The following is a 24,238-nucleotide window of genomic DNA, read 5'->3' as shown; positions in this document are numbered from 1 at the left end:
AAAGTCGTTTACTTGACGGCTTCGAGGTCGGCCTTGAATTGGTCAAGGATTTCCTTGCCGCTGTCGCCAGTCATTTCGATGAAGGCTTCTTCGACCGATGCGGCCTTGTCTTTGAAGGGCTGACGCTCTTCTTCGGACAGGATGTTGATCTGCATGTCGGGCTTCGCCTTGGCGATGTTATCCAGCGACTTTTCCTGCAGGCCGGACTGGTATTCGAGGATGTATTCGAATGCCGCGTCAGAAGCGTTCTGCACAATCTCTTTGTCCTCATCGGACAGGCCATCATAGAAATCCTTGTTGGCCATCACAGCGGTGGTGAAGTTGTTGTGGCCGATGCAGGTGATGACCTCGGTCACCTCATACATCTTGGTGGATTCCAGATAGAAGCCCGGGTTTTCCTGACCTTGGATGATGCCGGTCTGCATCGCGCCATAGACTTCGCCCCATGGCAGCGGTGTCGGGGTCGCGCCGAAGGCTTTGTAGCTTTCGACCAAGAGCGGGTTGGTCATGACGCGGAACTTGACCTCGTTGAGGTCTTCGGGCGTTTTGACCGGCTCTTGTGTGGTCATGCAAACGTCACCCTCGGGGAACATCTTGAGCAGTTCCAGACCTTGCTCTGCATAAAGCTCGGGGAACATTTCGTTGATGGCCTTGGAGGTGCGGAAGAACTCGAACAGTTCCTCGTCGTCCTGCGGCAGCAGGTAGGGCACGAAGAAGACCTGCGCCTCGGGGATCAGCGCGCCAGTGAAGCCGGGGGATTGGTCCACGAACTGAAGGATACCGGCCTGCGCCTGTTCCATCGTGTCAACGGATTCACCCAAGGTGCCATAGGGGAAAAGCTGCACTTCGTGGTCGGAGTTCGCTTCGACTTCTTCCTTGAATTTCTGGGCGTATTTGCCCTGCACCTCGTCCAGTGCCTCTTCAAATGCATAGCGCCATGTGTCGGCGGAGGCCGCGCCTGCGACGCTTGTCACGGCTGCGAGGATACCCCCGGTGATAACGGTCTTGAAATTAGCCATCTGTCTCCCTTTCATTTATTGCCCGCGCAGCACAAAGGCCGCAGCGAAACTAATGTCCTGACTGCTAGATCATTTAAACCGATCCCAATCATGTCAATGTGAATATTGATCCATGACAATTTGAGACGCTCTCACAGTCATTCCGCCCCACCCCTGTTGCGTAATCTTGCATCGATCATGCGAATCCCCCGGGCGAATTCGGGAAAGGATTGCCCCCCGATCGAGACGCGAAGCCCCGGGTGGCGGTCTGGTGGGCCGATGGCGAAACTGGCCCCATTGGCCACGGCGACCCCGCTTTCGCGGATGGATTTGACCAGTTCGGCCTCTTCGTAAATATCATGACAAGGCAGCCAGAGGTGCAGCCCGTTCGAACTGGTCCGCATGTCGAGGCCGCGAAACACATTGGCGGCGAAATCGGCGCGGTCGCGCAGGGCCAATTGCTGACGGTTGAGCAGGGTTTCGGCGGTGCCTTCTTCGATCCAGCGGCCGGCGATCTCGGTCATCATATTGGTGGCCATCCAACTGGTCACCATATGCCGGTTGGCCGCCGAGGCTCCAAGGTGATCCGGCACCACCAGATAGCCGACCCGCAGCCCCGGCAGCAGGCATTTCGTGAGGCTGGTGAAATAGAGCACCCGTTCCGGGGCCAAGGCCGCCATCGGTGGCGGCGGCGCGTCTTGCAACGGCCCCCATGACTGGTTTTCGATGATCAGCAGGTCATGGCGTCGTGCCACCTCGATCACCGCGGCGCGGCGGCTTTCCGTCATGGTAAAGGCCAGCGGATTGGCGCCATTGGGGATCAGATAGACGGCCTTCACCGGCTCTTTCGCGCAGATCCGCTCCAGCGCTTCTGGGCAGATGCCGCCCGCGTCGACGGTCACCCCTTGCAGGCGGATGCCCAAAAAACGGGCGAGGGGGCGCAGGGTGTGGTGGCCGATGTCTTCGCTGACGATCAGATCGCCCGGTTGGGCCGCCGTCATCATCGCCACGGTCATGGCGCTGGTGCTGCCGTTGGTGGGGATCACCGCCATCCCCTCCAGATCCAGACCGCAGAGTGAAAGCCAGCGCCGCACCGCGCTGCTGCTGTCACCGGCGCGGAGGTCTTGGCGAAACCCGCCCATCATCGCGCGGGGCAGGGAGCGGGCCATGGCGCGGAGCGTCTTTTGCATCGCCTCTTCATGGGCGTGATCCAGCACAGGTTTCAGGATCGACATATCCAACAGCCGCCCGGCGGCCTTGCGGCTGACGAAGGGCATGGAGATCTCATCGCTCGCCGCGCGCACGAAAGTGCCGCGCCCCACCTCACCGACGATCTTGCCCGCCTCAACCAGCTTGTCATAGGCGCGGCTGACGGTCTGCACGCTGAGCGACAGGTCAAAGGCCATCTGGCGCTGCGTCGGCAGGCGGTCTCCGGGTTTGAGCACGCCGTTCTGTATCGCCGTTTCAATCGCCTGAACGAGTGAACGATAGGCAGGGCGGGTCAGGGATCCGGGGTCTGGGCGCCATTTTGTCATGATCTGGATGATCACCACAATCATGACAATTGACAAGTCCGGCATGCGCTCGCATGAAGCGGATATGAGCTTTGTCAAACTCGATAAGCGCGATATCGCGGTGCTGTCGATCCTCTCTCGCGAGGGGCGCATCGCCAAATCCGCGCTTGCCGACAAAGTCAACCTGAGCGCCACCGCCTGCGGCGAACGGCTCTCGCGGCTGGAGGCTGCGGGCATCATCACCGGCTATCAGGCCCATGTCGCCCTGCGCCGCATCGCGCCGCATGTCACCGTCTTTGTGCAGGCCGAATTGGGCAATCACCGGGCCGAGGCATTCCAGCGGTTCGAGGCCGTGATCGCGCAGCATGATGAGATCGTCCAGTGCTGGGCCTTGGGCGGCGGTTTTGACTATCTGCTACAGGTCGTCACCCGCGATATCGACAGCTATCAACGTCTGATGGACGCGCTGTTGGATCAGCAGGCCGGGCTGAGCCGCTACTTTACCTATGTCGTCACCAAATCGGTTAAATCGGCACCGTTGCCGCTGTCGCTGCTGCTGCCCGAGGGCGAAAGCTGAGCCGCCGTAGTTTTTCCGGCGGGCCGGGGGCTGCGCCGCAAAACCTCCTGCCGATCGGCTGATATTCGGACAAACCCGCGCCGCATCCTGCCTTACCTTCGGGGCAATTCATCCCAAGGAGGTGCCCAATGACCAAGATGATCCCAACCCCCACCGATGGTCTGCCCGCGTTGACGCGGGGCGCGCTGGCCCGCCACTTTGCCTATGTCGATGGCGCATGGGTCGCGGGGGCGCAGAGCGATGATTTCAACGTGGCCGATCCGGCCAGCGGCGCGGTGCTGGGCGCGGTGGCCAAGCTTAGCGCCGAGGACAGCCGCGGCGCGGTGGATGCCGCCCATGCTGCCTTTCCCCATTGGTCGGGCCTTCTGCCGCAAGAGCGCGGCGCGATCCTGCGGCGCTGGCGCGACCTGATGCTGGAGAACCGCGAGGATCTGGCGCGGATCATGACCGCCGAACAGGGCAAACCCATCTCCGAGTCGCGCGGCGAGATCGACTATGCCGCCTCTTTCTTTGAGTTCTATTCCGAAGAGGCCCGCCGCCCGAACATCGAAGGCGTCACCTCGCATTTGCCGGATGCCGAGGTGGAAATCTGGCGCGAGCCGGTGGGCGTGGCCGCGCTGATCACGCCGTGGAACTTCCCATCTGCCATGCTGACCCGCAAGGCGGGCGCGGCGCTTGCTGCAGGCTGCACCGTGGTGGCGCATCCTTCGGCAGAGACGCCCTTCTCGGCGCTGGCGCTGGCCGAATTGGGCGAACAGGCAGGGCTGCCCAAGGGGGTGTTCAACGTCGTCACCGGGGAGGCGCCCGAGATCGTGAAACCGTGGATGGAAGACACCCGCGTGCGGGCCATCTCTTTCACCGGCTCCACCGAGATCGGCAAGCTCCTGTACCGTCAGGCATCGGACAGCGTGAAACGTCTAGTGCTGGAGCTCGGCGGCCATGCACCTTTCATCATGTTCGATGATGCCGATATGGACCGCGCCGTCGAAGAGGCGATCAAGGCTAAGTTCGCCACCTCCGGTCAGGACTGCCTCGGCGCGAACCGCTTCTTCATTGCCCGCGACAGCTATGCCACCTTCTGCGCGCGGTTCACCGCCGCGACCGAAGCGCTCACCGTGGGCAACGGCGCGGATGACCCCGACATCGGCCCGTTGATGAACGAAAAGGCCGTGGCCAAACAGGAGGAACACGTCAAAGATGCGCTTGACCGTGGGGCGCGGCTGCTTTGTGGTGGCAAGCGTCACGCGGCGGGGCCGCTGTTCTTCGAGCCGACGGTGCTGGCGGATGTGCCTGCGGACGCGCTGATCATGCGCGAGGAAACCTTTGGCCCCGTGGCCGCCATTGCGGCCTTCGACAGCGAGGATGAGGCGATCCAGCGGGCCAATGACACGGAGTATGGCTTGGTGGCCTATGTCCACAGCCAAGACCCCCGCCGTATCTACCGCGCCAGCCGAGCGCTATGTTTCGGCATGGTGGCGGTGAACCGCACCAAGGTGACCGGCGCGCCGATCCCCTTTGGCGGCACGAAACAATCGGGGATCGGGCGCGAGGGATCGCGGCTGGGGCTCGAAGCCTTTACGGAAGTCAAATACGTCTGCCGTGACTGGGCCTAAGATTTGAAAGATACGGCGCAAAGCCGCGCCGGAAGAAAGGAAAGACCAATGCTGAAGAACGATATGCTCGAACAATGGGACCGTGAGAATTTCTTTCACCCCTCCACCCATCTGGCCCAGCACGCCCGCGGCGAAAGCCCGACCCGTGTGATCAAGACCGCCAAGGGCAGCCATATCACTGACCGCGACGGCAACGAATTGCTCGACGCTTTCGCGGGCCTCTACTGCGTGAACGTCGGCTATGGCCGCACCGAGATCGCCGAGGCGATTGCCGAGCAGGCGCATGAACTGGCCTATTACCACTCCTACGTCGGCCATGGCACTGAGGCGAGCATCACCCTGTCCAAGATGATCCTCGACCGCGCGCCCGAAGGCATGAGCAAGGTCTATTTCGGCCTCGGCGGGTCGGACGCGAATGAGACGAACGTCAAGCTGATCTGGTATTACAACAACATCCTTGGCCGCCCCGAGAAGAAAAAGATCATCTCGCGCTGGCGTGGCTATCACGGCTCGGGTCTGGTGACCGGCTCGCTCACCGGATTGGAGCTGTTCCACAAGAAATTCGACCTGCCGCTGGCGCAGGTGGTTCACACCGACGCGCCCTATTACTACCGCCGCCCTGACGCCAACATGAGCGAGGCAGAGTTCACCGCCCATCTGGTGGGCGAGTTGGAAGCGCTGATCGAACGCGAAGGGGCCGACACCATCGCCGCCTTCATCGGGGAGCCGGTTCTGGGCACCGGGGGCATCGTGCCGCCGCCCGAGGGCTATTGGGCCGCCGTGCAAGAGGTGCTGAACAAGCATGACATCCTGCTGGTCGCGGATGAGGTCGTCACCGGCTTTGGCCGTCTGGGGTCGATGTTCGGCTCGGATCACTACGGGATGAAGCCTGACCTGATCACCATCGCCAAGGGGCTGACCTCGGCCTATGCGCCGCTGTCGGGCTCCATCGTAGGCGACAAGATGTGGAAGGTGCTGGAGCAGGGCACCGATGAAAACGGCCCAATCGGCCACGGCTGGACCTATTCGGCCCACCCCATCGGCGCGGCTGCGGGGATCGCGAACCTCAAGCTGATCGACGATCTGAAGCTGATCGAGAATGCCTCGGACGTGGGCGGCTATCTGAACGCGCAGATGAAGGCCGCATTGGGCGATCACCCCAAGGTGGGCGACATCCGGGGCGAAGGCATGCTCTGCGCCGTGGAGCTGGTCGAAGACCGCGATGGCCGCACGCCCTTCGATCCGGCGCGCAAAGTGGTGCCGACCATCGTCGGCGATATGGTCAAGGCCGGTGTCATCGCCCGCGCCATGCCCCAAGGCGACATCATCGGTTTCGCGCCGCCCTTCTGCCTGACCCGCGAAGAAGCGGATAAGGTCGTAGGGGTCACCGCCGACGCGATCAAGGCGACCTTGGGCTAAGGCTTAAAGCTACGAGACACTTGAGCGGCCCGGCGGAAACGTCGGGCCGTTTGCATTGTAGGGAATCACACCCCGCGAGAGGTGCCGCAGCTAGACCGATCAGAAATGAAAAAACGGTAAACAGGGCCGTTTATCGGGCCAGATTCCCCCGATATGGAAACAGTGCCCCGGTTTGTCGCCTATTTACTAAGAATTCGCCAAAATTAGGCCACAGTTCCCAGAGAAATTAGAAGAAAGCAGCGGTCCGTCCAGTTTGGGGCCCAAAGATTTTTATCTGTGGAGAGATGTAATGAGAATTCTGGCGGTGGATGACGATCCGATTATCCTCGAATTGCTTGGGCAATTTGTAGAGATCATCGGCGCGCATGACCTGACGACCGCCCCATCGGCTCTGCATGCGGTTGATATGTTGGGCGATCCCAATCTCGGGCCGATTGATTGCTTCATGCTTGATATTCAGATGCCGGGCATGGATGGGATCGAACTGGCGCAGCACATCCGCAATTCGGCGCGCCATGCCGATACGCCGATCTTGATGCTCACCGCGATGTCCGACAAGCGCTATATCGACGCGGCCTTTGCAGCCGGGGCGACCGACTATGTGACCAAGCCTTTCGAGATTGCCGAACTCAAGGCCCGCATCGGGCTGGTCGAAGGCATGGTGAAAGAACGTCAGCAGCGGACCAAAAAGATCTTTGCCGCCAAGACCATCGCCGATCAGGCGACGCATATGGAGCTGTTCGAGCCGGTCCCGATCTATGACGTGGACAATGTGATCGACTATACCGCGATGGAGAACTACGTCGCCCAACTGTCGCGCAGCGCGCTTTTCGGCTCCACCGCCTTCGCCTTCACTATCCGCGAGGTCGATGCTTTCCACGCGACGATGACCTCTTTCGAGTTCTATAGCCTTGTCTCCGATGTGGCCGAAATCCTGTCCGATACGCTCGTCGATCATCAGGTGCTGATGTCCTACGCGGGCAATGGCACTTTCGTATGTGTCACGGAGAGCGGCTGGCGCCCGAATATGGGCGGTTTGATGGATGCGGTTAACTTTGAGTTGTCTCAAACCGAATTGTTCGACAATAATGGCGAGCGTGTTCACCCGCGTGTCAGCGCGGGAGAGGCCGTGCGGCTGATCTGGAAAAGTGGCAATTCCGTCATGGATGCGCTGGCGCAGGCCCATGCAAGTGCAGAAGCCGCCAGTGAGGCGCATACGAGATCGCTCAATGATTTTTGGCAGAATGATCAACAAGCATGACTAAAATGTTAGCGGAACTTCCCGGCATAGAGCGCATCAGGCAGCGCTTTGTCGAAATGCTGGACGAGCGTCAGACGCTGATCGCAACCCATGGGTTGGCCGCCTGGGACGGGACCACCGTAGACGAAATCAAAAGCAATCTGGCCAGCGCGCAGGCCATTCTGCACCAGATCGCGGGCAGCGCCGGGTCGCTCGGCTTCGAAGAGCTGGGCCGTCTGGCACGCAAATGCGAAACGCAGATTGTCGAGCATCTGGCCGGGCCGCGCGCCAACCACGCCGATTGCCCGATCGAGATCATCTCGGAACTGGATGGGTTCGTCGCCTATTGCCGGCAGGAAATCGACGCCCACGCCTAAGGGCGCGGCCACCGGTATTGAGCCGGTCCAAAACTTACTGACAATTTACCGCAAACCCGCCCGCAAGGGCAGGTCAAAGGCAAGTCGGCTCAGCCTGCTTGCATTGCCGCCTTGACCTGATCCGCCAGCGAGATCGGATCGAAGGGTTTGCTGATCACGTCAGCCGCCCCCAGATCACGAAGCTCTTCGATCTCATTATGCTGGGCGCGGGCGGTCATGAAGATCGCGGGCACGTCGCGCAGGCTCTCCATCTCGCGCATCTTCTCAAGCGTCTGGCGACCGGTCATGCCGGGCATCATCATATCGAGCAGGATCACATCGGGCGTGTAGGACTGAACCTGATTCAGCGCCGCTTCCCCGGTCTCGCATTGGACGACGTCGAAATCGCCGCTCAGCTCAAGCGCCATCAGCGCGATTTCACGAATATCGGCGTCATCCTCGACGTGCAGCAGTTTGATCATTCCATACTCTCTCTAGGAGGCTTCGCGCAGCAACGCAGCCGGTTCCTCTGCCGCTACCTGAGAATTTTTCTTCGGCAGGGTAAAGTAAAATGTCGTACCAAATCCCTCACGGCTGTCAAAACCTATTTTACCGCCGAGATTCTCGACGATGGCTTTGCAAACGCTAAGGCCCAGCCCGGTGCCGCCTTTATCGGCCCGGTTGGAATTGGACAGATCGGCAAACCGCTGGAACACCTTGTGCTGCTCGGAAGCCGGAATGCCGGGGCCACGGTCCGCCACGGAGATGCGCAATTCGTCGTCATTCTCTTCGGCGCGGATGGTCACACGCTCCCCAGGTTTGGAAAATTTGGCCGCGTTCGACAGGAAGTTCGTCAGCACCTGAATGACCCGGTTCGGGTCCGTGGTGACCTTGTTCAAGTCCTCCGTCCCTTCGACCTGAATGCGCACGCCATGGCGCTGCTCCAGTGAGGCATTGGCGGCGCTGGTCTCGTGCAGAAGTTCCGCGATGTCGACTTCCTCAAGATTGAATTCCAGCCGCCCGTTGGCAATTTTCTCAAGATCGAGGATGTCGTTGATAATCAGCACAAGCCGGTCGGCGTTGCGGTGAGAGATCTCCAGCAAGGCACGCGCCTTGCTGGGCAATTCGCCCGCCGCCCGCGACAAAAGCAGCCCCATGGAGCCTTTGATCGAGGTCAGGGGCGAGCGTAGCTCGTGACTGACCATCGAGATGAACTCTGACTTCATCCGCTCTTCGTTGATGATATCCGAAATGTCATGCAGCATGATCAGGAACCGCCCCGTCGCCCCACCGGTGGGCAGCAGCTTGATCGTAACTTGGAAATGGTTGCCAAACAGTTGCGTGTCGAACTGCGTCATCGCTTTGCCCGACTTTTTCAGCGCGCGGCAGGCGTCCAACAGGGCCGGGCTGTCGCTTTCCTCGGTCAGGGTTTCGAGCGTTTGCGTGCGGTAGCTGTCCTTGCTCCAGCCAGTGCGGCTCATGGCGACGCGGTTCATATAGCTGAACCGCTCTGTATCAGCGTCGACGATCCAGATGTCATCGCGCAACTCATAAAGCGTTTCCGCCGTGTCGCGTTCGGCCAAAAGTTCGTTGGCATGGGTCACATCGGTACGGGCCGAGATCGACCCGGCCCAAGCGCCCTTTTTGTCGAAAAGTGGCATCACGGTGCACTGCGTCTGGATCACCCGACCATCGGCGCAGCGCAGCGGGGTTTCGCCCTGCCACGTCTTGCCTGCCATCAGGGTGGCGCGGATCTCTTCGGCAAGTTCGCGAAACTCTTCTTGGTAAAGCATCGACACAGGCTGGCCGATCAATTGATCGCGGGTGTAGCCTGTCAGTTCGATGAAACGGTCGTTGACCTGTTCCAGCATCCCGCCTGTATCCACGATATTCACAATGGCATGGCTGTCGAACGCCTTAAGCCTTTGTTCCATATCTGAATTATCGGCCGGAGTCTGCGGGTTTGCTTGCAATGCGGTCGCGGCAAAGGGCGTGAGCCCCGCCAGAATGATCGCACCGACGACGGGGATAACCTCCCCCATTTGGCCCGCGAAAATTGCGGATGTTGCGGTGTACCAGCTGCTGGAAATGGCAGTGCCCAGAAAAAATGTGGCGGCGGTACGCTTGGTAAATGGCTTTGACGACACTTGGAATTCCTCGCCCCGAAGCGGACATGCTTAAAACTATAGCATGACTTGTGCATTGTAATTTAATCAAAATGCCAGAGCATATTGGCAATAATATGGCATGTCGCACTTTAGCGTCACTCCGCTGAAATGCCACGGTTTATAGTGCGCCGGTTAAGAGGCGCGGGCGGTTGTCCCCGTAATTGAGTTGACCACTGAGCTGATCCCGCTCCGTGATTTGACAAGGTTGATCCCCACGCGGGGGTCGGGTTCGCGGTTGTTGTCCGCGGAAAGGCTGATGATCTTGGCCGCGGGATGCAGGCGGGTGATATCTTCCAGCAAAGAGCGTGCATCGCCGTCGGGCAGGGACCAATCAAGGATCACGACGTCGAGTTCATCCTGGCCGATCAACTTCCGCGCTTGGGCAAGGTTGGTGACATTGGTCACCTCTGCCACGCTGTCCAACCCGGTGCGGATCACCTCGGCAAAGTCGATGTCGTCTTCGATATGCAACACGCGCAGCTTAGTGTCCCGCTCCTCCGCTTCCGCGTCGGGTGTGGCGGGCGTTTGCGCGGTCTGCGCCTCGGCGATGGGGCAGGTGAACCAAAAGACGGTGACGCCGTTGGGGATGCTTTCAAACCCGATGGTGCCGCCTTGGCGTTTGATGATCTGCCGCGTGATGTTGAGCCCCAGCCCGGTGCCGCCCTTGGCGCGGGTGTCGGAGCCATCAGCCTGCGAGAAAGCCTGAAAGATGCGCGGGCGGAAGTTTTCCGGCACGCCGGGGCCGGTGTTCTGGATAAAGACGATGGCCCGGTCCCCCAGCCGCTCGGCGCGGATTTGCACCTCGCTCTCGGCATCGGAGTATTTGCAGGCGTTCGAAATCAGATTGGCCAGCACCTGCCGGGTGCGGCTTTCATCCACCCGAACTGTCAGCGGCTTGTCGGGCAGTTGCAGGCCCAAGGTGTTGTTATGGGTGATCGCAAAGGGCGACATTTCGTTGACCGAGTCGGTGATCACCTTGTTCAGGTCGACATCATGGAAGTCGAACTGCACTTCGCCCGATGAAATCTTCTCAAGGTCGAGAATGTCGTTCACAATATGCGACAACCGGTCGGCATTGCTGCGGGCGATGTCGATCAGCCGGATATGCGCGGGGAGGAAGCGGCTGTTGTCCGTGGTGTCGATCAGCCCCAAAGCGCCTTTGATCGAGGTCAGCGGCGTGCGCAGCTCATGGCTGACGGTCGAGACGAACTCGCTCTTGATATGTTCCAGCTTCTTTTGGTCGGTGATGTCGTTGATCTGCACGATAAAGACATAGCCGCGGGCGTTCTTGTCATAGGTCCAAGAGACGTTGAACAGGCCCCAGCGTTCATAGCCCAGCTTGTGGGTGATGCGGTATTCGGCCTGATAGGTCTGCGAACTGCGGGAATCGACCAGCCCGCGCACCTCACCGTAGAGCTTTTGCAGATCGCCCTCGGGCATCAGATCGCCCAGTTTGGTGTTCGACAAAAGCTCTTCTTCGCTATAGCCGCAAAGGGTGCAAAGCGCGCTGTTGACGCTGTTGAACACGCCGCCTTCGCCCAAGATCGCCATGCCCACCGGGGCCGCGGCCAGCACTTGGCGAAACCGCCGCTCGCTGGTTTCAAGCGCGTTGCGGGCGTGGACGATGTCGGTCACATCGGTTTGGGTGCCGACCATCCGCAGGGCGGTGCCGTTCTCATCGCGTTCGGTCACCACCGCGTCAGAGCGCATCCAGCGCCACTCACCGGTGCCGATCTTCAGCCGGTATTCGGTAACGGAACGTTGTTGCTGCCCCGAGATGCAGGCCTGATCAGTCTGGGTCAGCAGGGGCAGGTCATCCGGGTGGACACGTTTGAGGAATTCCCCCTGCGGGTCGGGCAGCCGCTCGAAATCCGCCATTCCCAGAATGCGCCGCCATGTGTCGGACACCTCGGATTTGCCGGTGCGCAGGTCGATGTCGAAAACCCCGATCTGCGCGCCTTCGAGGGCGAGGTCATAAAGCGCCTTGTTCCGCGCCAGCTCATCCTGCACCGCCAGTTCCGAGGTCAGGTCACGCACGATTGCGGTCACCCGCCGTTCGCCGGTGTGGGTGGTCCAATTGTTGCGTTGCAGATCAAGTTTGAGGTCTTGGCCAAAGCAGGTCTTGCCCGCCGCGTTGACCTGTTCGTGGTCGTGATCCTCAACCAGATCGGTGACGAGTTCGCCGAACTCCATCCCCTTGAGCGCTTCATGCCCATAGCCAAAGCAGACCAGCGCCGCTTGGTTGGCAAAGAGCACCCGGTCATTGCTGTCGAGCAAGAAGATGGGCGTCACCGCGTTCTCGATAACGGCGCGGTTTTCCTCTTCATGGGCGTCGATCTGGCGTTCGCGCAGCACGGCAAGCTCGCTCAGTGCGGCGCTGCGCTGGCGCAGGCTGCGGAAGGCCACGAAGAACAGGATCGCCAGAAGGATGCCAGAGACCAGCAGGATTTCCGGCACCGCGCTATGGGTGGCGCGGTCAAAGCTGGCGGTGCTGACATGGACAACGGTCCAAGGGCGGCCAAAGCGTTCGATGGTCTGGGTGATGCTGTGGTGGCCGGTGGCGATGCCTTCGGGCGTGCTGTCAAAAATCCGGTTTTCGGGGGCCGTGGTCAGCCCATCGTAGACTTGAATGTCATAGGACTCTCCCTGAGCTGGGGTCAGCCCGGACAGCAGGTTCGCCCCGACAAATGGCGCATAGACCCAACCGATGAAACCGGCGGTCTCCTGCGCCGGGCTGTTGTCGGCGGCAAAGACCGGGCGCAGCAGCAGGAAACCGGGCTGGCGCGTCTTGTCCTGCACCAGCAGGATGCGCGGCGTCAGCTTCGGCTCTCGCGTCTCACGGGCGCGCAGGGCGGCGCGGCGGCGGTCTTCGTTAAAGCTGATATCAAGGCCCACGGCCTCTGCATTCGGCCCTTGGGGGTAGATATACTGGATCACCATCTTCTCGGCATTGCCGGTGTCGGGGTGAATGCGGAAATCCTCGATCCCCAGGGCGGTGACCTTTTCGATGAACGCCTCTTCGGTGCCTCTGGCGACTGGGGCAACAAAGCCGATGCCGTTGATGCCGGGCAGGAAGCTGTCGATCTCCAGCGTATCGACGTAATGCGCGAAATCGCTGGCCGTCACCTCGTCCGAGGCGTTCATGAAGGCGGCGATGCCATTGAGGCTTTGCAGGTAGGTATGCATCCGCGCATCAAGGCTTTTCAGGCTTTCCTCGGCGATGCGATCAAAGGCCCGGTCGGCGGCGACATCATTGCTGCGACTGCTGTAGAGGAACACCCCAAAGGTGATGGCAAGGCATCCGAGAAAGAGTATGAATTCGGGTCGCCGCACCAGTTCAAGCCTTTGTTTCTGGCCACCAATTGGCGGCAAAATCTTTCCCCGAAATGAACGTCGCGCATCGCGGGAGGGGTATGTCCAATCCGGTCATATTCACCCATGGGTCGAAAAAATCAACAAACGGATTCGCCGCGCATGCAAAGCACGGGGAATGTGGCTTTGCGGCAAAAGCCGCGGGAGGCCGCGCGATTTACGGCAGGGATTGTGACCCGTCACCGCGCGCTCTACCAATGGCGGGCCGGGGAGGCGGGACAGAATATCGGGAGAGAGCACCATGAACGACGAAACGCAGCTAGAGGGCCGCTATGACTATATCATTGTCGGTGCGGGCACCGCGGGCTGTGTCTTGGCCAACCGTCTCAGCGCCGATCCGGCCAATCGGGTTCTGCTGCTCGAAGCCGGGGGGGATGACAACTATCACTGGGTAAAGGTTCCGGTGGGGTATCTTTACTGTATCGGCAATCCGCGCACGGATTGGATGATGAAAACCGCGCCTGAGGCGGGGTTGAACGGGCGCTCTCTGGCCTATCCGCGGGGCAAGGTGCTGGGCGGCTGCTCGTCGGTGAACGGCATGATCTACATGCGCGGGCAGGCGGCGGACTATGACCATTGGCGGCAACTGGGCAATGCCGGGTGGAGCTGGGACGACGTGCTGCCCTATTTCCTGAAATCCGAGGATCACCATGCGGGCGGCAGCGAGATGCACCGCGCGGGGGGCGAGTGGAAGGTCAGCAAGCAGCGCCTGCGGTGGGACATTCTGGAGGCCGTGCAAGACGGCGCGCGGGAGTTCGGGATCGAGCCGCGGGCCGATTTCAACGATGGCGACAACGAAGGTTCGGGCTTTTTCGAGGTGAACCAGAAGGGCGGCATGCGCTGGAACACGGCGCGCGGTTTCCTGCGCCCGGCGATGAAGCGCCCCAACCTGCGGGTGATCACCCATGCGCATACCGATGGGTTGGTCTTGGACGGCAAGCGTGTGACTGGCGTGCGTTTCACCCATAAAGGCCGCGCGATGCGCGCCGAGGCCGAGGGCGAAGTGTTGCTTTCGGCGGGGGCGATCAATTCGCCCAAGATCCTTGAGCTGTCGGGGATCGGGCAGGGTGACCTTTTGAGCGGCATGGGGATCAACACGCTGCACGATCTGCCCGGCGTTGGGGAGAACCTTCAGGACCATTTGCAAATCCGCACTGTCTACAAGGTGCAGAACACCAAAACGCTCAACACGATGACCCATTCGATCTGGGACAAGGGCCGGATGGGGCTGGAATACCTCCTGCGCCGCAGTGGTCCCTTGGCGATGGCGCCCAGCCAGTTCGGCATGTTCACCAAGTCCGACCCCGCGCTTGAGACGCCGGATCTGGAGTATCACGTGCAACCCCTGTCGACCGACAAGCTGGGGGATCCGCTGCACCCTTTCCCCGCGATCACCGTCTCGGTCTGTAACCTGCGGCCCGAAAGCATCGGCAGTTGCCATCTCACCAGCCGCGACAGCGCGGTGCAGCCCGATATCCGGCTGAACTATCTTTCTGCCGAGAATGACAAACGCGTGGCGGTCACGGCGATGAAGCAGGCGCGTCACATCATGACGGCCAAGGCGCTGCACCCCTATGCGCCCGAGGAAATCCTGCCCGGCCCCGCCGTGCAGAGCGATGAAGACCTGCTCGACAAGGCGCGCGACATCGCCACGACGATTTTCCACCCCGTCGGCACCTGCAAGATGGGCAGCGATCCGATGGCGGTGGTCGATAGCGATCTGCGGGTGCATGGCTTAGGCGGTCTGCGGGTGGTGGACGCGTCGATCATGCCCAAGATCGTCTCGGGCAACACGGCGTCGCCGACGGTGATGATCGCCGAAAAGGCCGCTGATGCCATTCTGGCGGGGCGGTAGGCGGTGCTGATCACGCGGCTGACCAAACGGCTGGGGATCGACCACCCGATTATCCAAGCGCCGATGGCCTTCGCCGCAGGCGGGCGGCTCGCGGCGGCGGTCTCAGGCGCGGGTGGTTTGGGGATGATCGGCGGGGCTTATGATGCCGGCGATTGGATCGCCGAGCAGATGGATGTGGCGGGCAACCAATCGGTCGGCTGCGGTTTCATCACTTGGAAGCTGCGCGAGCATCCGCAGGCGCTGGAACGAGCGCTCGACCGTGATCCGGCGGCGATCTTTCTTTCCTTCGGCGACCCGGCAGAGTTTCTCCCCGCGATCCGCGCGGCAAAGGTGCCGTTGATCTGTCAGGTGCAAACCCTGCGCGACGCCGCTCATGCGATTGATCTGGGGGCCGAGATCATCGTCGCCCAAGGGGCCGAGGCTGGCGGCCACGGCGAGAAACGCGCGACCTTTACCCTCGTCCCCGAAGTCGCGGATCACATCGCCTGCCATGCGCCCGAGGTGCTGCTTTGCGCCGCAGGCGGCGTGGCGGATGGGCGTGGATTGGCGGCGGCGCTGATGCTGGGGGCCGACGGTGTGGTCGTCGGCTCGCGCTTCTGGGCCTCGGAAGAGGCGCTGGTGCATCCCGCGATGCGAGAGGCCGCGCTCAAGGCCAGCGGCGATGACACACTGCGCAGCACCGTGACGGACATCATGCGCGGCTATGATTGGCCCAAACGCTACACGGGCCGTGTCTTGCGCAACGATTTCACCGACCGCTGGCATGACAACCCCGACGGGCTGCGCGCCGCGCTGGCGCAGGAGCTGCCGCGCTGGCAGGCGGCGGTGGCAGCGGGGGATGCCCGCACTGCCAACGCCTTTGTCGGAGAGGTGGCAGGGCTGATCGGTGCGGTCAGCCCCGCCGCTGATATCCTGCGCGATATCGTCCAAGGGGCCGAAGCGGCCTTGGGCCAGACCTTCACCCGGTAACGGGGCGGGGGCGGCCAAGGCGGCTTAGCCGTGATCTTCGACCTCTTCGCGGCCCGGCACATGTTCGCGGGCGGGGGCGGTCTCCCAATTCTCGATCACCTCCATCGCTTCATCCGCGCTTTCGACAAAGCGGAACAGGTCGAGGTCTTCGGCTGAGATCGTGCCCGCATCGGCCAGCGCGTCCCAGTTGATGATCTTTTCCCAGAACTCACGGCCAAACAGCAAGAAGGGCACGCGGTTCATGCGGCCTGTTTGGATCAGCGTCAGCGCCTCAAAGAGTTCGTCCATCGTGCCGAAACCACCGGGGAAGACGCAGATCGCGCGGGCGCGCATTAGGAAGTGCATCTTGCGGATCGCGAAGTAGTGGAAGTTGAAGCATAGCTCCGGCGTGACATATTCGTTGGGCGCCTGCTCGAACGGCAGCACGATGTTGAGGCCGATGGAATGGCCGCCCGCGTCGAGCGCGCCGCGGTTGCCCGCCTCCATCACACCCGGCCCGCCGCCGGTCACGATGACGTTCTCGGTGCCGCCGCTTTCCATCGACTTTTCGGTCATCAGCCGGGCAAAGGTGCGCGTCTCGTCATAAAAACGCGACAGATCGGCCAGCGTCTTGGTCCGGGCGGTGTGTTTTTCGGCCGGTTCGGGAATGCGCGCCCCGCCAAAGAGCACGATGGTCGATTGGATGCCATGGGCGTCTAGCAGCAGTTCGGGCTTGAGCAGTTCCAGTTGCAGACGCACCGGGCGCAGCTCATCGCGGCACATGAAGTCATCGTCGGTAAAGGCCAGACGATAGGCAGGCGCGCGGGTTTGCGGCGTGTCGGGGGCGTCTTGGGCTTTGGCGCGGTCCACATTGGCACGGCGCAGGGGGTGGCGGTGTTCGTCGGTCATCCTCGGGTCTTTCCTTGGTCTGGGGCTTGGCTCAGGTGGCGCGATGGCCGCTTAGGTCAAGATGCCCTGTTGTTCGGCGAATGACCACGCCCCTCATCGCCCGGCAATTGCACCCTAGGCAGTGCAAGGCTATAGCCCTCAAAAGGCCTTTTCATCATTCGGAGACTTGCCCCATGTCCAACGCCCAACTTGAAACCGCCATCGAAGCCGCTTGGGATACCCGCGATCAGATCACATCCGCCACCACTGGCGAAGTGCGCGACGCCATCGAAGAGACGCTGAACGCGCTCGACAGCGGCAAGCTGCGCGTGGCGGAAAAGCAGGACGACGGTCAGTGGCACGTCAATCAGTGGGCCAAGAAGGCCGTGCTGCTGGGCTTCCGCATCAAGGACATGGAACATCAAGAAGGCGGCCCGCAGGGCGCTGGCTGGTGGGATAAGGTCGACAGCAAGTTCAAAGGCTGGGGCGATGCTGAGTGGAAAGAGGCGGGCTTCCGCGCCGTGCCGAACTGCGTCGTGCGCCGCTCGGCCTATATCGCGCCGGGCGTGGTGCTGATGCCGTCTTTCGTCAACATCGGCGCCTATGTCGACTCCGGCACCATGGTTGATACATGGGCCACCGTCGGCTCCTGCGCGCAGATCGGCAAGAACGTGCACCTCTCGGGCGGCGTCGGTATTGGCGGCGTGTTGGAGCCGATGCAGGCGGGGCCGACCATCATCGAAGACAATTGCTTTATCGGCGCACGGTCAGAAGTCGTCGAAGGCTGCATCGTGCGCGAAGGCTCGGTGCTGGGCATGGGCGTCTTCATCGGCCAGTCGACCAAGATCGTCGACCGCGAGACCGGCGAGATCATGTATGGCGAAGTGCCCGCAGGCTCGGTCGTCGTGGCGGGCACCATGCCGTCGAAGAACAACGTGAACCTCTACTGCGCCGTGATCGTGAAACGGGTGGACGCCAAGACCCGCTCCAAAACCTCGATCAACGAGCTGCTGCGCGACTGAACGGAACCAAATACCCCTTCATGGCGTTGAGACCTGAATTTAAAGGAGATTGACGACATGACGGGTATCGGTTGGTTTGCCGCAATCATCGTGGGTGGCCTTGCGGGCTGGATCGCGGAAAAGATCATGAAATCGGACATGGGTCTGATCATGAACATCATCCTCGGCATTCTGGGTGCCTTGGTCGCGAACTGGCTCTTGATGCTGATCGTCGGCAGCACGCTGGGCGGTTGGTTCGGTCAGTTGGTGGTGGGCGTCATCGGTGCCTGCCTGCTGATCTGGGTCACACGGATGGTCCGCGGCAAGACTTAAGGGCAGGGGCGCGGCCCCTTTCCAAATCCAAGTGAAACGGTTAGGGCTGCCCAAAGCAATCGGCGGCCCTTATCATGTCTGAACCCAAGAAAACCAAGAAACCCTCGCGCCAGCAGGTCTTTACCCTTTTGGTTCAGATTGGCCGCAAGGACGGCGACGGTCTGCCCGACAAGGCCACCGGTGCTGCGCTGATGTGTTTCGCCTCTGGTATCGACGAGGCCGAAGCCGTGCGCGAGACGGTGGCGATCCTCAAACAGGCAGATACCAACCCGCTTGATGTGACGGGTTACGGCACGCTGGAAGAGCGCGAAGCCGAAGGTCAGGAGATCGACGCCGAGGAACGCGCCCTGATGCAGCGCGCTTTGGAAGAAAACTCGGTCATCGTCGCGCAAATGACCCCCTTTTACGACTGACCCGCGCCCCACACGGGGAATTGCAATGCGCCCCCTTGGCATCGGCGCGATTTGCCCACACAAGTTACCGGACAAGCGATAACCCCTGAAAAGGAGCCGATATGTCCGGTCTCGACCCTGTTGATCTCACTGCAAAACTGGTGCGCTGCGCCTCTGTTACCCCCGCGAACGATGGGGCGCTGGAAGTGCTCGAAGAGGTGTTGGGCGCGGCGGGTTTCGACTGTACGCGCGTCGACCGGGGCGGCATCTGCAACCTCTTTGCCCGCTGGGGAAACAAGGGCAACACCAAGTCTTTCGGCTTCAACGGTCATACCGACGTCGTGCCCATCGGGGATGAGGCGGATTGGTCGATGCCCCCCTTCGGGGCCGAGATCAAGGACGGCATCATGTATGGCCGCGGCACCACGGATATGAAATCGGGCGTGGCGGCTTTCGTCGCAGCGGCGGTGGATTTCGTAAAGGACACGCCGCCCGACGGCTCCATCGTGCTGGCGATCACCGGGGATGAAGAGGGCGATGCCCTCGACGGGACCACGGCGCTCTTGGACTACATGACCGAGAACGGCGAGCGGATGGATGTCTGCCTTGTGGGGGAGCCGACTTGCCCCGAGACCATGGGCGATATGATCAAGATCGGGCGGCGCGGCTCGATGAACGCGCATTTCAAGGTGACGGGCAAACAGGGCCATGCGGCCTATCCGCACCGCGCGAACAACCCGCTGCCCGCGATGGTGCGGCTGATGGATCGTCTGGCCAGCCATGAGTTGGATCAGGGCAGCGATCACTTCGACCCTTCGACGCTGGCCGTGGTCACCGTGGATACTGGCAACAAGGCAACCAATGTGATCCCGGCGCAATGCCGCGGCGCGGTCAACATCCGGTTTAATGACCACCATTCGGGCGCGAGCCTCAGCGACTGGCTGCGGGGCGAGGCGGATAAGATCGCCGAGGAATTCGGCCTGCAAGTGGATGTAGAGATCAAGATCTCCGGCGAGAGTTTCATCACCCCGCCGGGCGCCCTGTCCGATCTGGTCGCGGGCGCGGTTGAGGCTGAGACGGGCGTGCAGCCCGAGCTTTCCACCACCGGCGGCACCTCGGACGCGCGTTTCGTCAAGGCGCATTGCCCGGTGGTGGAGTTCGGTCTGGTGGGCCAGTCCATGCACCAAGTCGATGAGCATGTGCGGGTCGAACATATCGAACAGCTCAAATCCATCTACGCGCGCGTGCTGCGGAATTATTTCACGTGAAACCAACGCTCATTGTCATGGTGAAAGAGCCGCGTCCCGGCCGGGTGAAAACCCGTCTGGGCCGCGACATCGGCATGGTCGGCGCGGCTTGGTGGTTTCGCCATCAGACCCGCCGCCTGTTGCGTCGGATCGAAGATCCGCGTTGGCAGGTGGTGCTGGCCGTGGCCCCGGACGTGGAAGGGCTGGAAAGCCGCGTCTGGCCCGCGCATCTGCCGCGCTGGCCGCAAGGGCGCGGCAACCTCGGTGACCGTATGGCGCGGATGCTGCGCAGCGCGCCGGGGCCGGCCTGTGTGATCGGGGCGGATATTCCGGGCATCAACCGCAAGGAACTGGCGCGGGCATTCGATGCGCTTGGCAGCCATGACGCGGTGTTTGGCCCGGCGCCCGATGGCGGCTATTGGCTCGTGGGGCTGAAACACCCCCGCCGCGCGCCGCTCAGCCTGTTTGACGGGGTGCGCTGGTCCGGCCCGCATGCGCTGGCTGACAGCCGCGCGACCCTGCCGGGCTACCGCATTGCCGAGGTCGCTACCCTGCGCGACGTGGACGAAATTCACGATTTGCCATGACGACAGGGGGGCTGCGTGCTACCTGCTGAGGTATGAGCAAGATACCCAGCAAATCCGAGATCCTCGACTGGATCGAACAGAACCCCACGCTGACCGCCAAGCGCGACATCGCCAAAGCCTTTGGCATCAAAGGCGCGGCGCGGATCGACCTGAAGCGCGTGCTGAAAGAGCTGGAGGCCGAGGGCCATCTGGAAAAGCGCAAGCGCAGCTATCAGGATCCCGACCGCCTGCCGCCGGTCTCGGTGCTGTTGGTCACGGGGCCGGACAGCGACGGCGATCTTTTTGCCAAACCGATGGAGTGGCATGGCGAGGGAAAAGAACCCATCGTGCTGCTGATCCCGCGCGACAGCGACCCGGCGCTTGGCGAAGGTGACCGCATTCTGGCGCGGCTGACGCTGGTGAAAGGCGAAGATCACCACTATGAGGCCCGGCTCATTCGCCGCATCGGCTCCAACCCGCGCAAGGTGCTGGGCATTTTCCGCAAAGCGGCCGAAGGCGGGCGGATCGTCCCGATCGACAAGGGTACGGATCGCGAATGGCGCGTCGGTGCCGACCATACTCATGGCGCGAAAGACGGTGAACTGGTCGAGGCCGAGCAGGCCGGACCGAAGGCGCGCATGGGATCGCCCCGCGCCCGCATCGTCGAACGGCTGGGCGACCCGTCCGAGCCGCGCGCCGTCTCGCTCATCGCGATCCACCAGCACGGCATCCCCGACGACTTCCCCGACGATGTGATCGCACAGGCCGATGCCGCTAAGCCGCAAGGGCTGAAAGGCCGCGAGGATCTGCGCGACCTGCCGCTGGTCACCATCGACCCGTCCGATGCGCGCGACCATGACGACGCCTGCTATGCCCATGCCGACGATGACCCGAAGAACGAAGGCGGCCATGTGCTCTGGGTCGCTATCGCCGACGTCGCCGCCTATGTGACCCCCGGCTCCGCGCTGGACCGCGAGGCGCGCAAGCGCGGCAACTCCACCTATTTCCCTGACCGCGTGGTGCCGATGCTGCCGGATCGGCTTTCGGGTGACCTCTGCTCTCTGCACGAGGGCGTGCCGCGCGCCTGTATCGCCGTGCGCATGGTGCTGGATGCGAAGGGCAACAAGATCGGCCATACGTTCCACCGTGGTCTCATGCGCTCCCCCGCGTCGTTGCATTACGAGGAAGTGCAGGACGCCATCGACGGCAACCCGAACGACCGCACTGGCCCGCTGTTGGAGCCGGTGTTGAAGCCGCTTTACGCCGCCTATGGTGCATTGAAGACCGCCCGGGCCGAGCGCCAACCGCTGGAGTTGGACCTGCCCGAACGCCGCATCGAATTGGGCGAGGATGGCAAGGTGAAGTCGGTGAACTTCCGCGAGCGGCTCGACGCGCATCGGCTGATCGAAGAGTTCATGGTCTTGGCCAATGTCGCCGCCGCCGAGACGCTGATCAAAAAGAAAACCCCGCTGCTGTTCCGTATCCACGAGGAACCCTCGCCGGAGAAGCTCGAATCCCTGCGTGAAACCGCACAGGCGGCGGGTTTCACGCTGGCCAAGGGGCAGGTGCTGCAAACCGCGCATCTCAACCGGCTGCTGGATCAGGCGGCGGGGACCAATGACGCGGAGCTGATCAATCTCAGCACCCTACGCTCGATGGCGCAGGCCTATTACGGGCCGGCGCATATTGGGCACTTCGGCCTTGCCCTGCGTTCCTACGCGCATTTCACCTCACCCATTCGCCGCTATGCCGACCTTATCGTGCACCGCGCGCTGATCACGGCGCATGGCTGGGGCAAGGACGGGCTGACGCCCGAAGAGATTGAGGGGCTGGAGCAGACCGGCGCGCATATCTCCGACACCGAGCGCCGCTCGATGGTGGCCGAGCGTGACACGACCGACCGCTACCTTGCCGCCTTCCTGTCGGAGCGCGTGGGCAACGAGTTCACCGGACGGATCAGCGGCATCGCGCGTTTTGGTGCCTTTGTGAAGTTGGACGAGACTGGCGCGGACGGTCTGGTGCCGATGCGCTCGCTCGGGCGGGAGTATTTCCACCACGACGCCGAGGCGCAGACGCTGATGGGCTCGGACACCGGGATGACCATCGGCCTTGGCCAACGTGTCACCGTGCGGTTGGCCGAGGCGGTCCCCGTGACCGGGGGCATCGCGCTGGAACTGCTTGAGATCGAAGACCAAAAGGTCAAACAGGGCGGAGGTGGGGGGCGCCGCAGCCCGGCGGGCCGTAGCAAGCCGCGCGGCAAGGCCGTGAAGGCCAAGCGCAAGAAGGACAAGATCAAACGCAAAGTGACCCGCACCCGCCGCTGAGGCGGCAAACCGGCGGAGCTTCGCGGATGGCCGCCCCCCTCCCTTTCCACCGGGGCGGGGCGGGCATAGGATTTGCCGTAACTCTATGAGGTGAGGCGATTATGATCCGGCACTACGCGATGATTTCAGGCATTCTAGCGACCGCTGGCATGGGGGCTCCGGCCTTTGCGTCGGGTCCGGCTGAATCCTTGCGCCCCGCGCCGCGCGCGCCGCAGGCCGTGCTGGCCGCCGTGGCGCCAACGGCGCAGGAACCCGCGGCAGAGGCCAGCGGCGACGATGCCGGGCTGCGCGCTTGGGTGAAAGACTTCCGCCCCCGCGCCTTGCAGCAGGGCATCGACCCGGATGTCTTTGACCGCGCGCTGGATACGGTCAGCTATGATCCGGAGGTGATCCGCCGCGACCGCAACCAATCGGAATTCACCAAAACGATTTGGGATTACCTCGACACCGCTACCTCGGACCTGCGGGTGCAGAATGGGCAGAAGGCGCTGGCCCAATGGCAACGCACGCTGGAAGAGATCGAAGCGGAATACGGTGTCGAGAAAGAGATCGTCACCGCGATCTGGGGGCTTGAGAGCGCCTATGGCAGCTTCCGGGGCGGGGATCGGGTGTTGGATTCACTGGCCACCCTTGCCTATGACGCGCGGCGGGCGGAATTTTTCGAAGGCGAATTGATTGACGCCCTGCGCATCCTTCAGGCGGGCGATACCGATGCCGATCAATTGCGCGGCTCTTGGGCCGGCGCGATGGGGCATACGCAGTTCATGCCCTCGTCCTTCCACGCCCATGCGGTCGATTGGGATGGCGACGGGCGGCGCGACATCTGGGGCGATGACCCCAGCGATGCGCTGGCCTCTACCGCCGCCTATCTCAAGCATTTCGGCTGGACCGAAGGGCAGCCTTGGGGTGTCGAAGTGGCTTTGCCGGAGGGGTTCGACTATCTGCTGGCCGACCGCGCGGTGACCAAGACCTCGGCGGAATGGGCCGATCTTGGCGTCACCGCGCTCGATGGCGGGGCGGTGGCGGATCATGGCCCGGCGTCGATCTTGCTGCCCGCGGGCGCAGAGGGGGCCGCCTTCATGATCTTCCCCAATTTCGCGGTGATCGAGCGCTATAATACGGCGGATGCCTATGTCATCGGTGTGGGCCATCTGGCCGACCGCATCGGCGGCGCGGGCGAGATAGAGCAGGACTGGCCCCGCGAAGACCGCGCGCTGAGCTTTGATGAGCGGATCGAATTGCAGACCCTGCTGACCGAAGCGGGTTTTGACACGCAAAAGATCGACGCCAAGATCGGGCCGCTGACCGTCAATGCCGTGCGCAGCTATCAAAAGGCCGAAGGCATCGCGCCGGACGGCTATGCCTCGCCTCGTCTGCTGGCCCGACTGCGCGCAGAGTGAGGGCCGCCCCCGATTGGAGGCAGCCCA

General features: G+C 62.2%; 20 protein-coding genes. 14 read left to right on the top strand and 6 right to left on the bottom strand.

Annotated elements, in window-relative coordinates; all coding sequences use genetic code 11:
* Nucleotides 1-8: 8 nt before the first annotated feature.
* On the bottom strand, nt 9-1,019 hold the full coding sequence (dctP, locus tag HKX24_RS01345; RefSeq protein WP_271692589.1) for a TRAP transporter substrate-binding protein DctP: 1,011 nt from the start codon (nt 1,017-1,019) through the stop codon (nt 9-11).
* Nucleotides 1,020-1,156: 137 nt separating this feature from the next.
* The gene (locus HKX24_RS01340) at nt 1,157-2,578 is read right to left on the bottom strand and encodes a PLP-dependent aminotransferase family protein (protein WP_276153761.1); all 1,422 of its coding nucleotides are present in this window, start codon (nt 2,576-2,578) and stop codon (nt 1,157-1,159) included.
* A gap of 19 nt (nt 2,579-2,597) precedes the next feature.
* Between HKX24_RS01340 and HKX24_RS01335 the strand changes: the two genes are divergently transcribed.
* The 5 genes from HKX24_RS01335 (at nt 2,598) to HKX24_RS01315 (ending at nt 7,738) form a co-directional block, all read left to right on the top strand.
* On the top strand, nt 2,598-3,089 hold the full coding sequence (locus tag HKX24_RS01335) for an Lrp/AsnC family transcriptional regulator (protein ID WP_067262584.1): 492 nt from the start codon (nt 2,598-2,600) through the stop codon (nt 3,087-3,089).
* Nucleotides 3,090-3,217: 128 nt separating this feature from the next.
* Nucleotides 3,218-4,702 carry an NAD-dependent succinate-semialdehyde dehydrogenase gene (locus tag HKX24_RS01330; protein WP_271692587.1) on the top strand — a complete coding sequence of 495 codons (1,485 nt, stop codon included), beginning with the start codon at nt 3,218-3,220 and terminating at the stop codon, nt 4,700-4,702.
* Nucleotides 4,703-4,750: 48 nt separating this feature from the next.
* Nucleotides 4,751-6,121, top strand: coding sequence for an aspartate aminotransferase family protein (locus tag HKX24_RS01325; protein ID WP_271692586.1), 1,371 nt, complete (start codon nt 4,751-4,753; stop codon nt 6,119-6,121).
* A 289-nt stretch (nt 6,122-6,410) separates the two neighbouring features.
* Nucleotides 6,411-7,382 carry a response regulator gene (locus tag HKX24_RS01320; RefSeq protein WP_168612990.1) on the top strand — a complete coding sequence of 324 codons (972 nt, stop codon included), beginning with the start codon at nt 6,411-6,413 and terminating at the stop codon, nt 7,380-7,382.
* Nucleotides 7,379-7,738 (top strand): Hpt domain-containing protein, encoded by a 360-nt coding sequence (locus HKX24_RS01315; protein WP_271692585.1) that lies wholly within the window; start codon nt 7,379-7,381, stop codon nt 7,736-7,738. Before HKX24_RS01320 ends, HKX24_RS01315 begins: the two co-directional genes overlap by 4 nt.
* Nucleotides 7,739-7,827: 89 nt before the next feature.
* Here HKX24_RS01315 and HKX24_RS01310 read toward each other — a convergent pair whose 3' ends face one another.
* The 3 genes from HKX24_RS01310 to HKX24_RS01300 all read right to left on the bottom strand — a co-directional run bounded on the left by HKX24_RS01310 (nt 7,828) and on the right by HKX24_RS01300 (nt 13,218).
* Nucleotides 7,828-8,199, bottom strand: a complete 372-nt coding sequence (locus tag HKX24_RS01310; protein WP_067261066.1) for a response regulator — start codon at nt 8,197-8,199, stop codon at nt 7,828-7,830.
* A gap of 12 nt (nt 8,200-8,211) precedes the next feature.
* Nucleotides 8,212-9,864, bottom strand: coding sequence for a PAS domain-containing sensor histidine kinase (locus HKX24_RS01305; RefSeq protein ID WP_276153760.1), 1,653 nt, complete (start codon nt 9,862-9,864; stop codon nt 8,212-8,214).
* Between the two features lie 153 nt (nt 9,865-10,017).
* Nucleotides 10,018-13,218 (bottom strand): CHASE domain-containing protein, encoded by a 3,201-nt coding sequence (locus HKX24_RS01300; RefSeq protein WP_276153759.1) that lies wholly within the window; start codon nt 13,216-13,218, stop codon nt 10,018-10,020.
* A gap of 280 nt (nt 13,219-13,498) precedes the next feature.
* On the opposite strand from HKX24_RS01300, the gene HKX24_RS01295 reads away from it, so the two are divergent.
* Both HKX24_RS01295 and HKX24_RS01290 read left to right on the top strand, forming a co-directional pair.
* Nucleotides 13,499-15,112, top strand: a complete 1,614-nt coding sequence (locus HKX24_RS01295) for a GMC family oxidoreductase N-terminal domain-containing protein (RefSeq protein ID WP_276153758.1) — start codon at nt 13,499-13,501, stop codon at nt 15,110-15,112.
* A 6-nt stretch (nt 15,113-15,118) separates the two neighbouring features.
* On the top strand, nt 15,119-16,081 hold the full coding sequence (locus tag HKX24_RS01290; protein WP_276153829.1) for a nitronate monooxygenase: 963 nt from the start codon (nt 15,119-15,121) through the stop codon (nt 16,079-16,081).
* 24 nt (nt 16,082-16,105) lie between these two features.
* Here the strand turns inward: HKX24_RS01290 and HKX24_RS01285 are convergent, their stop codons facing one another.
* On the bottom strand, nt 16,106-16,969 hold the full coding sequence (locus HKX24_RS01285; protein WP_271688521.1) for an LOG family protein: 864 nt from the start codon (nt 16,967-16,969) through the stop codon (nt 16,106-16,108).
* Between the two features lie 173 nt (nt 16,970-17,142).
* Here HKX24_RS01285 and dapD point away from each other — a divergent pair, with 173 nt between their 5' ends.
* The 7 genes from dapD (at nt 17,143) to HKX24_RS01250 (ending at nt 24,211) form a co-directional block, all read left to right on the top strand.
* A complete protein-coding gene (dapD, locus tag HKX24_RS01280) occupies nt 17,143-17,970 on the top strand; it encodes a 2,3,4,5-tetrahydropyridine-2,6-dicarboxylate N-succinyltransferase (RefSeq protein ID WP_067261075.1) in 828 nt (275 codons plus the stop codon).
* A 57-nt stretch (nt 17,971-18,027) separates the two neighbouring features.
* Nucleotides 18,028-18,282 (top strand): GlsB/YeaQ/YmgE family stress response membrane protein, encoded by a 255-nt coding sequence (locus tag HKX24_RS01275; RefSeq protein ID WP_067261077.1) that lies wholly within the window; start codon nt 18,028-18,030, stop codon nt 18,280-18,282.
* A 74-nt stretch (nt 18,283-18,356) separates the two neighbouring features.
* On the top strand, nt 18,357-18,695 hold the full coding sequence (locus HKX24_RS01270; protein WP_067261079.1) for a hypothetical protein: 339 nt from the start codon (nt 18,357-18,359) through the stop codon (nt 18,693-18,695).
* A gap of 101 nt (nt 18,696-18,796) precedes the next feature.
* Complete coding sequence (gene dapE, locus HKX24_RS01265) at nt 18,797-19,942, top strand: succinyl-diaminopimelate desuccinylase (protein ID WP_271692580.1); 1,146 nt, start codon at nt 18,797-18,799, stop codon at nt 19,940-19,942.
* Complete coding sequence (locus HKX24_RS01260) at nt 19,939-20,508, top strand: TIGR04282 family arsenosugar biosynthesis glycosyltransferase (protein ID WP_271692579.1); 570 nt, start codon at nt 19,939-19,941, stop codon at nt 20,506-20,508. The genes dapE and HKX24_RS01260 overlap by 4 nt, the downstream gene beginning before the upstream one ends.
* A gap of 32 nt (nt 20,509-20,540) precedes the next feature.
* Nucleotides 20,541-22,811 (top strand): ribonuclease R, encoded by a 2,271-nt coding sequence (gene rnr / locus HKX24_RS01255; RefSeq protein WP_271692578.1) that lies wholly within the window; start codon nt 20,541-20,543, stop codon nt 22,809-22,811.
* 101 nt (nt 22,812-22,912) lie between these two features.
* Complete coding sequence (locus tag HKX24_RS01250; protein WP_271692577.1) at nt 22,913-24,211, top strand: lytic murein transglycosylase; 1,299 nt, start codon at nt 22,913-22,915, stop codon at nt 24,209-24,211.
* Nucleotides 24,212-24,238: the final 27 nt, after the last annotated feature.

Origin of the sequence: Sulfitobacter sp. M85, assembly GCF_029285915.1 — a bacterium.
Classification (GTDB): domain Bacteria; phylum Pseudomonadota; class Alphaproteobacteria; order Rhodobacterales; family Rhodobacteraceae; genus Sulfitobacter; species Sulfitobacter faviae.
The sequence above is the reverse complement of the archived record's forward strand: the minus strand, read 5'-3'. Positions and strand labels throughout refer to the sequence as shown.

Coding starts and splice junctions, on each gene's coding strand:
- HKX24_RS01320 (WP_168612990.1), top strand. CDS start 6,411: ATGAGAATTCTGGCGGTGGATGACGATCCGATTATCCTCGAATTGCTT.
- dctP (WP_271692589.1), bottom strand. CDS start 1,019: ATGGCTAATTTCAAGACCGTTATCACCGGGGGTATCCTCGCAGCCGTG.
- HKX24_RS01340 (WP_276153761.1), bottom strand. CDS start 2,578: ATGCCGGACTTGTCAATTGTCATGATTGTGGTGATCATCCAGATCATG.
- HKX24_RS01325 (WP_271692586.1), top strand. CDS start 4,751: ATGCTGAAGAACGATATGCTCGAACAATGGGACCGTGAGAATTTCTTT.
- HKX24_RS01310 (WP_067261066.1), bottom strand. CDS start 8,199: ATGATCAAACTGCTGCACGTCGAGGATGACGCCGATATTCGTGAAATC.
- dapE (WP_271692580.1), top strand. CDS start 18,797: ATGTCCGGTCTCGACCCTGTTGATCTCACTGCAAAACTGGTGCGCTGC.
- HKX24_RS01330 (WP_271692587.1), top strand. CDS start 3,218: ATGACCAAGATGATCCCAACCCCCACCGATGGTCTGCCCGCGTTGACG.
- HKX24_RS01275 (WP_067261077.1), top strand. CDS start 18,028: ATGACGGGTATCGGTTGGTTTGCCGCAATCATCGTGGGTGGCCTTGCG.
- HKX24_RS01250 (WP_271692577.1), top strand. CDS start 22,913: ATGATCCGGCACTACGCGATGATTTCAGGCATTCTAGCGACCGCTGGC.
- dapD (WP_067261075.1), top strand. CDS start 17,143: ATGTCCAACGCCCAACTTGAAACCGCCATCGAAGCCGCTTGGGATACC.
- HKX24_RS01295 (WP_276153758.1), top strand. CDS start 13,499: ATGAACGACGAAACGCAGCTAGAGGGCCGCTATGACTATATCATTGTC.
- HKX24_RS01315 (WP_271692585.1), top strand. CDS start 7,379: ATGACTAAAATGTTAGCGGAACTTCCCGGCATAGAGCGCATCAGGCAG.
- HKX24_RS01285 (WP_271688521.1), bottom strand. CDS start 16,969: ATGACCGACGAACACCGCCACCCCCTGCGCCGTGCCAATGTGGACCGC.
- HKX24_RS01270 (WP_067261079.1), top strand. CDS start 18,357: ATGTCTGAACCCAAGAAAACCAAGAAACCCTCGCGCCAGCAGGTCTTT.
- rnr (WP_271692578.1), top strand. CDS start 20,541: ATGAGCAAGATACCCAGCAAATCCGAGATCCTCGACTGGATCGAACAG.
- HKX24_RS01335 (WP_067262584.1), top strand. CDS start 2,598: ATGAGCTTTGTCAAACTCGATAAGCGCGATATCGCGGTGCTGTCGATC.